Consider the following 8927-nt stretch of genomic DNA (forward strand, 5'->3'; position numbering starts at 1 on the left):
GCCCGCGCCTGGTTCGAAAATCTGCGCAATCAGATCTGCGCGGCTTTCGAGCGTATGGAGGATGATTACGTCGGGTCTCTGAAAGATCGCCCTGCCGGACGTTTCAAGCGCAAGAGCTGGGACCGTGACGGCGGTGGCGGCGGTGTCATGTCCGTCATGGAAGGCCGGGTCTTCGAGAAGGTCGGCGTCAATATCTCGACCGTACACGGCACCTTCTCCGAAGAATTCCGCAAGTCGATCCCCGGCGCGGACGAGGATCCGCGCTTCTGGGCGGCGGGTATTTCTTTGGTCGCCCATATGCAATCGCCAAAGGTTCCGGCGGTCCACATGAACACGCGGCATATCACCACAACGAAATCCTGGTTCGGCGGCGGTGCTGACCTGACGCCGATGGTGCCGGAGCAGGTGGATACAGACGCCTTCCATGCAGGCCTCAAGGCTGCCTGCGACAAGCACGACCCGGCCTACTATCCGAAGTTCAAGGACTGGTGCGACGAGTATTTCTTCCTGAAGCACCGGAACGAGGCGCGCGGCGTGGGCGGGATTTTCTACGATTATGTGGATGGTGATTTCGAAAAGGACTTTGCCTTCACCCGCGATATCGGCACGGCCTTCCTTGAAACCTATCCCGCCATCGCCCGGCGGCGGATGAACGAGGACTGGACGGAAGAAGAGCGCCACCATCAGTTGGTCCGGCGCGGCCGCTATGTCGAGTTCAACCTGATCCATGACAGGGGCACGCTTTTCGGCCTGAAAACCGGCGGAAACGTGGAAGCTATCCTGATGAGCATGCCGCCGATGGTGATCTGGCCGGCCCCCGGAGACGACTAGGCACCAAGTGATACTCCTATTTCAGTTGGACTCAACGCCGGGATGAATTAACTTTTCCTTAAGACCCGGTGCGGGGGCGCCGGGATGTTGATTCCAGGCTGAATAAATGTCTATTTCTGGTGCGTTAAATCTGACATCTGCGGGGCTCCCCGAGGGAGTTTCCGGCGGAGTTAACGGAAATCGCCGGCCCGGAGCGGGGAGCGCGGCAGATGATGCGCGTGCCGTCCCGCCAGCCAGTGTGACGGCGGCCGGTCCCGCAGAAATAGAAAATCAGGATGTCCCGGAGCAGAATGCGGCTCCAGTCCCGTCCCGTTCCCTTGTCGATCCCGCGAATCTTTCCCAGGCACAGGCCGCGGCCGAAGGGACGGAAACGGCTGAGGGAAATGGCGAGACTCTGACGATTTCGGCGCGCCTTGTCCCGGTGGGGGATGAGGATTCCACACAGACCGTTGCCCTGGATGGCCGCCCCGAGGCGGTGAAGTCAGGGGAGCTGGTCAGCGAAGCCCAGAGGCTGACGGGTGAGCCGCTTGAGGTGCCGGATTACAGCATCGACCCGGCGGAGCGGGACATACAGGTGTTCAACGAACGCATCAGCCGGGCGACCGACGTGCTTGAGTTTCTGAACAGCCGTCCGGCTCCACGCTCCTCCGGGGGCGGTGTGAGCATCATCGTCTAACGGGTCTCCCCCTTATCCGAATTGCATGTCCGCCTGTCCGAGCCCGGGGAATTCGACCCGTGCTTTCGTTCCGGCCTTAGCAAAATGCACCCCGTTCCAGGACCCGGTCGTGACCACGTCACCCGCTTTCAGGCCACGGCCCTTGAGGGAGCCGGTCCGACCCGGTGCGTGATTGGCGAGCCAGGCCATCAGGACGAAGGGATCGCCGCCGCCGAAGGTTCCGGTATCCTCGAAAGCGACGGTATCATCGAACAGCAGCCGGACGGGCTGGGTGGAGAAATCGAGCGCTTCGGGGACGGGCATTTCGGTGCCGAGCACCAGAGAATCATTCGCCTGGAAATCCATCAGCGCCCAGAGCGGATCGGTCTTCGGCCAGTCCAGCAGACGGGATTCGACGATTTCGATGGTGACAATCATGGCCGAGACGGCGGCGCGGATATCGTCGGGGGTATAAGCGGTCCCGCGCGCGGGCAGATCCTGTCCGAGCCGGAAGGCGATCTCCGCCTCGACACCGAAATTCCGGTGCGCGTCCGAGGCCAGCACCTGTCCCGTGGGATAGATCTTGCCGGTCGCGATCGGTGAGGCCGTCGGCTCCGTTCCGGGGCTGCCGCCGACTTTCCAGGCGCCGGCCGTCCGGCCCAGAAGATCGAACGTGGCATCCTGAATGGCAAAGGCGTCGTCGCGGGTCTGCGGGGCGCCGCTTGCCGGAAGATCGCTGATCGGCACGCCGCTTTCGAAGGCCTCGAACAGTCTCCGGGCCGTGGCGCTCACTCTGTCTGACATCGTTATTCCTTACCTGTCATGCGGCGGATCTCCGCGAGACATTCCTCGCGCCCGGGCACGAAATCCCGTTCGATCCACCAGATTTCAATTTCCCGCAGAAGGTCCCCGACACCGGGCCCGGCGGCAATCCCCAATTTCACAAGATCCGCGCCGCGTACCGGCAAGACCGGCTTGCTCCAGCCTTTGGAGCGGGCCTGCAGCGCGCGGGTGGTTGCGTCATCAAACGTGCCACCCGCATGGCCGAGCCGGACAAGCTGCTCGAACAGACTGTTCCCGTGGGCGTGGATCTGTCGCCGCACCGCCTGATCGTCTGTCATCTCCCCGAGATCGCCGGAGGACAGATCGGTAAACCGCGCGGCTTCGGCATTCGAGAACCGCATCCGTTGCGAGGCCTGGAAAGCCTGATTCGGGCGCTCGGGCGCAAAGACGGCCAGCCGGAGGATCGGATCGGTCTCTTCCGGGGCAAAGCTGATCAGCCGGTGCAGGGCAGCGGGATCATAAGGTCCCGGCAAAAATTCATGCAGCACATGGGTCTCTTCCATGGCGGCCAGCACCGGATTCGGGTTGGGGGCGGCCAGCAATTTCAGGAACTCGGTGCGGATGCGCTCTCCGGACAGATCCCGGATCAGGGCGGCATGATCCGCGCAGGCCCTGAGGCCTGCCGGATCGATTTCCTGCTTGCCGAAATGGGCGTGAAAGCGGAAGAAGCGCAGGATGCGCAAGACGTCTTCCCTGATCCGGGTCGATGCATCGCCGACAAAACGGATCAGCCCGCCCAGCGCATCGCCATGCCCGCCGAACGGATCGTCGAGACTGCCATCCGGGCTGAGGAACATCGCGTTCATGGTGAAGTCACGCCGCGCGGCGTCTTCCCGCCAATCTTCGGTAAAGGCGACAACCGCGCGCCGCCCGTCCGTCTCGATATCGAGGCGCAGCGTGGTGATCTCGAAATGCGCGCGATTGACGATTGCCGTCACCGTGCCGTGCTGCAGGCCGGTCGGCACAACCCGGATGCCCTCCGCTTCCAGAAGCTCCGTCGTTCTGTCGGGAGTGTGCCGGGTTGCGATATCGATATCCGAGATCGGCAGGCCCAGCACCGCACTGCGCACGCAGCCGCCGACGAACCGGGCCATGTCGCCATCCCGGTTCAGGGCATCCATCACCGCCCGCGTCTCGGGGGCCGTCATCCAGGGCAGCGGGGCGATATGCATCAGGAAATCTCAGGCATCGACGTGGGGCAGCAGTACATCGACAAAGTTTACCAGCATCCCGGCCGTCGCTCCCCAGATGTAATAATCGCCATAGGGCATGGCATAGAAACTGCGGATCTGGTTGTTCCATTCCCGGCTGTGCCGCTCATGATTCCCGCGATCCAGAAAGAAGGCGAGCGGGACCTCGAAGATTTCCTGCACTTCCATCGGCTCGGCCCGCATGTCGAAAGGCGGGGTCAGGAGCCCGACCACAGGGGTGATCTCGAAACCGGTGCGCGTGCGGTAGAGATCGAGCTGGCCGACCACATCGATATGGCGCCGGTGAATGCCGACCTCCTCTTCCGTCTCGCGCAGGGCGGTGTCGACCGGGCCGTCATCGCGGGACTCGGCACGGCCGCCGGGAAAACTGACCTGCCCCGGATGAACCGGCAAGTCTTCCGATCTCTTGGTCAGCAGCATGGTCAGACCCTCGTCCCGCTCCACAATCGGGATGAGCACGGCGGCCGGACGGTTCTGCACCGGCGGTATCATGCCGGGATTGAGATCGTGATCGCCGCGGCCCTTTTCCGCGTCCTGTGGAGCAAGCCCCTTGAAGGCGGCCCGCAGCCGGGTGCTGTCGTAATTATGCATCAGAGGGTGCCGAGTTCATGAAATATGCCGCCGCTCCAGAGCCCGAGGACGGTTTCTCCGTCCCGCTCCAGACTTTCCGCCTTATCCACCAGATCGTAGAATACCGACCGCAGAATGAGAGCATCCAAATTGTTCCCGGTATCGATATAGGGACGCGGCTCGCCTGTTTCAGGATCGGTCACGACACGAATGCGATGGTCGGTGTCGGCGGTCACAATGCGGTCAATGTTTGTGCGGAGCATAAGTCTCCGAGATGTCATTTCAGGTGACCCGGTATCGTCGTACCATGCCTCGACTATTGTGAAGGGAGCATCGTCTACCGTGATCTTGCCGTGCTCGACCGGCGTTCTGAGGGAGTAGCCGCCATCATCGTCCCGGTGCAGGATGGTCGCGAAGAGTTTCACCAGGGCCAGACGGGTGAATGGCGCGCCTTGATGATACCATGTGCCGTCGGCGGCGATGCAGATGCCGTAATGGCCCATATCGATCTGTTTGCGTTGTTCGCGCTTGCCTGTTGCTGCCGCTGCGATACGCTCTAACTGATCTGATGCGGGGGAGGTATCGGAAGGTGCGTTCGATGCGGTCATCGGTTGCTGGCTGCTTCTATGAGTTCTTCGTTATGCACCGCCGCTTGCCGGCGGAGCTCATGATTAAGAAGGAAGTATAGAGTCCATGACCAATTCCTCCACTCTCGATCATCGGCTTGAGACCGATACCGTTGAAAAAATCGATGCGCTCGGCGCGCGCATGGCCAAGGCCAGGGCGCAGGTCGAGGCCGTGATCTTCGGCCAGCGTGATGTTATCGACCAGACATTGACCACGGTTCTTGCCGGCGGGCACGCTCTGCTGATCGGCGTTCCGGGGCTGGCCAAGACCCGGCTTGTCGAGACACTCGGCACCGTCCTCGGCCTCGATGACAAGCGCATTCAATGTACGCCGGACCTGATGCCCGCTGATATCGTCGGCTCGGAAATTCTCGAGGAAGGGGAAGACGGCAAGCGTCACTTCCGCTTCGTGAAGGGGCCGGTTTTCGCCCAGATCCTGATGGCGGATGAAATCAACCGGGCCAGCCCCAGGACCCAGTCGGCCCTGCTGCAATCCATGCAGGAGCGCACGGTTTCCGTTGGCGGTCATACCTATGATTTGCCCGCTCCCTTCCTTGTACTGGCGACTCAGAACCCGCTGGAGCAGGAAGGTACATACCCGTTGCCGGAAGCCCAGCTCGACCGGTTCCTTCTGCAGATCGATGTCGGCTATCCGGACCGGGATGCGGAGCGGCGGATGCTGTTGTCGACGACGGGCAATGATGAAACCAAAGCCGAACGGGTGCTAAACGCGGCCGAGCTGATCGAGGCGCAGAAACTGTTGCGTCAGATCCCGGTCGGCGAGACCGTGCTCGAAGCCATCCTTGAGATCGTCCGCTCCGGCCGGCTGGAGACCACCAAGGTGGACGAGGTAAAACGGCATGTTGCCTGGGGTCCTGGCCCGCGTGCCAGCCAGGCGCTGATGATGGCGGTCCGGGCACGTGCCATCCTGGATGGCCGTTTATCTCCTTCGGTCGAGGATGTGCTCGATCTGGCGCCGCCGGTGCTGCGGCACCGTATGGCACTGAACTTCGCCGCACGCGCGGAAGGTGTCTCGCTCGACGATATCATCCAGCGCCTGCTGGCCCCGTATCGCTGAGCCGGGACGCCCCGATGCGTCATCATGCGGAGGAACTCGCCGGAAAATTCCCGCCCCTGCTTGTGGCGGCGGAGCGGGTTGCCGCGACCGTTTCCCAGGGCATGCACGGCCGCCGTCGGGTCGGCATGGGGGAAGCCTTCTGGCAATTCCGACCCTATCAGGTCACCGACTCGGTACGCCGGATCGACTGGCGACGTACGGCACGGACGGATGAAGTCTATGTCCGGGAGACGGAATGGGAAGCCTCGCAGAGCGTCTGGCTCTGGCGGGATTCCTCTCCGTCGATGCGCTTCTCCTCGGACCGTGCCTTGCCTGAAAAGGCGGTGCGCACCGATCTTCTCGTGCTTGCTCTCGGGGCGCTTCTGGTCGAGGCCGGGGAGCGTATCGCCCTGCTCGGCGAGGGCATGCCGCCCCGCAGCGGGCGCAACGGGCTGAACCTGTTCGCGAACACTCTGGAAAACGCCCGGGACAGTGCCGCCAGTCTGCCCTCTCTCGAAAGCCTGCCGCGGCATGGGGTCATCGTTCTCATTTCCGATTTCATGGAGCCCGCGGCGGATTATGCCGGGATCATTGCCCATTACGCGGCGGCGGGTATTTCCGGCTTCCTGCTGCAGGTTACCGATCCCGCGGAAGAGGCCTTTCCGTTTCAGGGCCGGATCCGGTTCGATGGCACGGAAGCCGAAGCGTCGCATCTGTTGCGCCGGGCCGACCGGGTGCGGGATGCCTATATCGAGAAACTGGCGAAACACCGGGCGCAGCTGAAGGATATCTGTCGCAGCGCCGGATGGTTTTTTGCCGGGCATGTCACGACGGAGCCGCCGGAAGCGGCTCTGCTCAAACTTTATACCGCGATGACGCGGCAGGACGGGTGAGGGCGCGCCAATGCTGACACTCGGACCACTGGCCTTCGCCTCCCCCTGGATCCTGGCCGGGCTGATCGCCCTGCCGGCGATCTGGCTACTGATCCGGATCACACCCCCGGCCCCGCGCAGTGTGGCATTCCCGGCCATCAGGCTGCTTTACGGCTTGCAGTCACCGGAGGAAACCCCGGATCGCACACCCTGGTGGCTGTTGCTGTTGCGCCTGCTGTTTGCCGCACTGGTGGTTCTGGCGCTGGCGAAACCGTTGATCGGCGCCCGGCAGGAACTGGTTGGTACAGGACCGGTACTCATCGTGATCGACAATGGCTGGGCGGCAGCACCGGGCTGGCCGGACCGCAAGGCGGCGGCGCTGGATTTGGTCGAACGGGCAGAGCGGGCCGGCCGCGCGGTGGCAATCTTCCCGACGGCCATTTCGGAATCCGCCGCCCTTGAGCGTGGTGGGCTGATGGCGCCGGACGATGCTCGCACTTTCGTCAACGGACTGACGCCGCAGCCCTGGCCGACGGCGCCTGCCATTGCCGCTGACCGGATCGCGGAAGCCCCGCTGGGGGCGGCTGCCGGGACGACTGCCGTTTTCTGGCTGGCGGACGGGATCGAGGAGCCGGAAGACCGTGTACTGGCGGCGCGGCTTGCCGGGTTCGGCAGCCTGACGGTGTATCAGGGTGGCGAGAGTCCGCTGGCTCTGACCGCCCGGGTCGGGGAGCGTAACGCCCTGACCGCACGGCTGACCCGACTGACCGCCGGCGCGGAAGAAATCGTCAATGTGCGGGCGGTGGCAACCGATGGCCGGGTGCTGACCCGGGCCATCGCCACGTTCGCGGAAGGCGAGCCAGCGGCGGAGACTGTCGTCGAACTTCCGCTGGAGCTGCGGAACGAGCTGGCCCGGCTTGAGCTTGAGGACCGCCCCGGCGCGGCATCCGTCGCCCTGCTGGATGAAAGTTTCCGGCGCCGCCCGGTCGGACTGGTTGCCGGGTCCGGATTTCAGGAATCCCAGCCCCTGCTGGAAGAGATGTTCTATCTCGACCGGGCACTGGCGCCGTTCAGCGAGGTCAGCCGGGGCACGCTGGAGGATCTGCTGAAGCGGGATATCTCGGTCATCGCGCTGCCGGATACCGGCCTGCTGCCGTCCGGGGAAAAAGCCCTGCTGAATGACTGGATTTCGGCCGGCGGGACGCTGATCCGGTTTGCCGGGCCGCGCCTTGCGGCGGCCAGTCTGGAAAATCGCGGGCTCGGCGAATCCGAGTTGCTGCCGGTACGGCTGCGTGGCGGTGATCGTTCCCTGGGTGGCGTGCTCTCCTGGTCCTCCCCGGCGGCGCTTGCCCCGTTCGAGGGCGAGACACCGTTCGCCGATCTACCGGACTATGACAATGTGCTGATCTACAAGCAGGTTCTGGCCGAGCCGTCGATAGAGCTGGCGGACCGGACCTGGGCCAGTCTGGAGGACGGCACGCCGATCGTGACCGCCCGCTCGCGCGGGGATGGGCGGATCGTGCTGTTCCACACCACGGCCAACACGGACTGGAGCGACCTTTCCATCTCCGGCGCCTTTGTCGAAATGCTCCGCCGGATTGTCGCTGTCAGTGCCGGGGTCGGCGAGGCAGCGGGCGGCGGGACCGCTCCGGCGGTGGAAACTCTGGATGGCTTCGGCCAGCTCGGGGCGCCGCAAGCCAGCACCCGGGCGCTTGAGCTGGGGGGCGATGCGGCACCGGTGATCGGACCGGATCATCCGCCGGGCTATTACGGCAGCGAACTGTCGCGGATGGCTTTCAATCTCGGCCCGCAGGCGGCGCGGATGGTGCCGCTTGCCAGTGCCCCCGAAGGCACGGGGGTGGCTCATTATGGCGGTGGGGACGAACTTGACCTCGCGCCCTGGGGGCTGACCGCAGCCGCCCTTCTGCTGCTGGTGGATTTCATCATCACCCTGATCATGCGTGGCCTTGTGCGCGGTGTGGGCAATGCACGGTCCGGGGCAACGGCGGCCACTCTCCTGCTCGCGGTCCTGCTGTCTCCGGTCTTGCCGGGCAGTGCCGGCGCACAGACGGCGGGCACGATGAGCGAACAGGATCGCTGGATCATGCGCGCCGCACTGGATACGCGGCTGGCCTATGTCATTACCGGGGATCGGGCTGTCGACGAGACCAGCCGTTCTGGGCTGAGCAGCCTCAGCGAGATCCTGAACCGCCGCACGGCGGTGGAGCCGCTGGAGCCGATGGCCGTCGATGTGGAGGTGGA

General features: G+C 64.0%; 9 protein-coding genes. 5 read left to right on the top strand and 4 right to left on the bottom strand.

What is annotated here, in order from left to right; genetic code table 11:
* Nucleotides 1-831 (top strand): oxygen-dependent coproporphyrinogen oxidase (gene hemF / locus AAC126_RS20495; RefSeq protein ID WP_339857037.1); only part of this gene is annotated, 831 nt, incomplete at its 5' end.
* Nucleotides 832-1069: 238 nt separating this feature from the next.
* Nucleotides 1070-1507, top strand: coding sequence for a hypothetical protein (locus AAC126_RS20500; protein WP_339857040.1), 438 nt, complete (start codon nt 1070-1072; stop codon nt 1505-1507).
* 12 nt (nt 1508-1519) lie between these two features.
* Here the strand turns inward: AAC126_RS20500 and AAC126_RS20505 are convergent, their stop codons facing one another.
* From AAC126_RS20505 to AAC126_RS20520, 4 genes are read right to left on the bottom strand one after another with little or no spacing between them, the layout of a single operon-like run.
* Complete coding sequence (locus tag AAC126_RS20505; RefSeq protein ID WP_339857043.1) at nt 1520-2290, bottom strand: fumarylacetoacetate hydrolase family protein; 771 nt, start codon at nt 2288-2290, stop codon at nt 1520-1522.
* A 2-nt stretch (nt 2291-2292) separates the two neighbouring features.
* Nucleotides 2293-3501 carry a CCA tRNA nucleotidyltransferase gene (locus AAC126_RS20510; protein ID WP_339857046.1) on the bottom strand — a complete coding sequence of 403 codons (1209 nt, stop codon included), beginning with the start codon at nt 3499-3501 and terminating at the stop codon, nt 2293-2295.
* 9 nt (nt 3502-3510) lie between these two features.
* On the bottom strand, nt 3511-4131 hold the full coding sequence (locus tag AAC126_RS20515; protein ID WP_339857049.1) for a CoA pyrophosphatase: 621 nt from the start codon (nt 4129-4131) through the stop codon (nt 3511-3513).
* Nucleotides 4131-4718 carry a DUF1285 domain-containing protein gene (locus AAC126_RS20520; protein ID WP_339857052.1) on the bottom strand — a complete coding sequence of 196 codons (588 nt, stop codon included), beginning with the start codon at nt 4716-4718 and terminating at the stop codon, nt 4131-4133. The genes AAC126_RS20515 and AAC126_RS20520 overlap by 1 nt, the downstream gene beginning before the upstream one ends.
* An 85-nt stretch (nt 4719-4803) precedes the next feature.
* Between AAC126_RS20520 and AAC126_RS20525 the strand changes: the two genes are divergently transcribed.
* The 3 genes from AAC126_RS20525 to AAC126_RS20535 form a co-directional block, all read left to right on the top strand.
* Nucleotides 4804-5814 (top strand): MoxR family ATPase, encoded by a 1011-nt coding sequence (locus AAC126_RS20525; protein WP_339857055.1) that lies wholly within the window; start codon nt 4804-4806, stop codon nt 5812-5814.
* 14 nt (nt 5815-5828) lie between these two features.
* Nucleotides 5829-6686, top strand: coding sequence for a DUF58 domain-containing protein (locus AAC126_RS20530; protein WP_339857058.1), 858 nt, complete (start codon nt 5829-5831; stop codon nt 6684-6686).
* 10 nt (nt 6687-6696) lie between these two features.
* Nucleotides 6697-8927, top strand: a 2231-nt coding sequence (locus AAC126_RS20535) for a BatA domain-containing protein (RefSeq protein ID WP_339857061.1), incomplete at its 3' end; no start/stop codon positions are given.

This window comes from uncultured Nisaea sp. (assembly GCF_963974195.1).
Taxonomy (GTDB): Bacteria; Pseudomonadota; Alphaproteobacteria; order Thalassobaculales; family Thalassobaculaceae; genus Nisaea.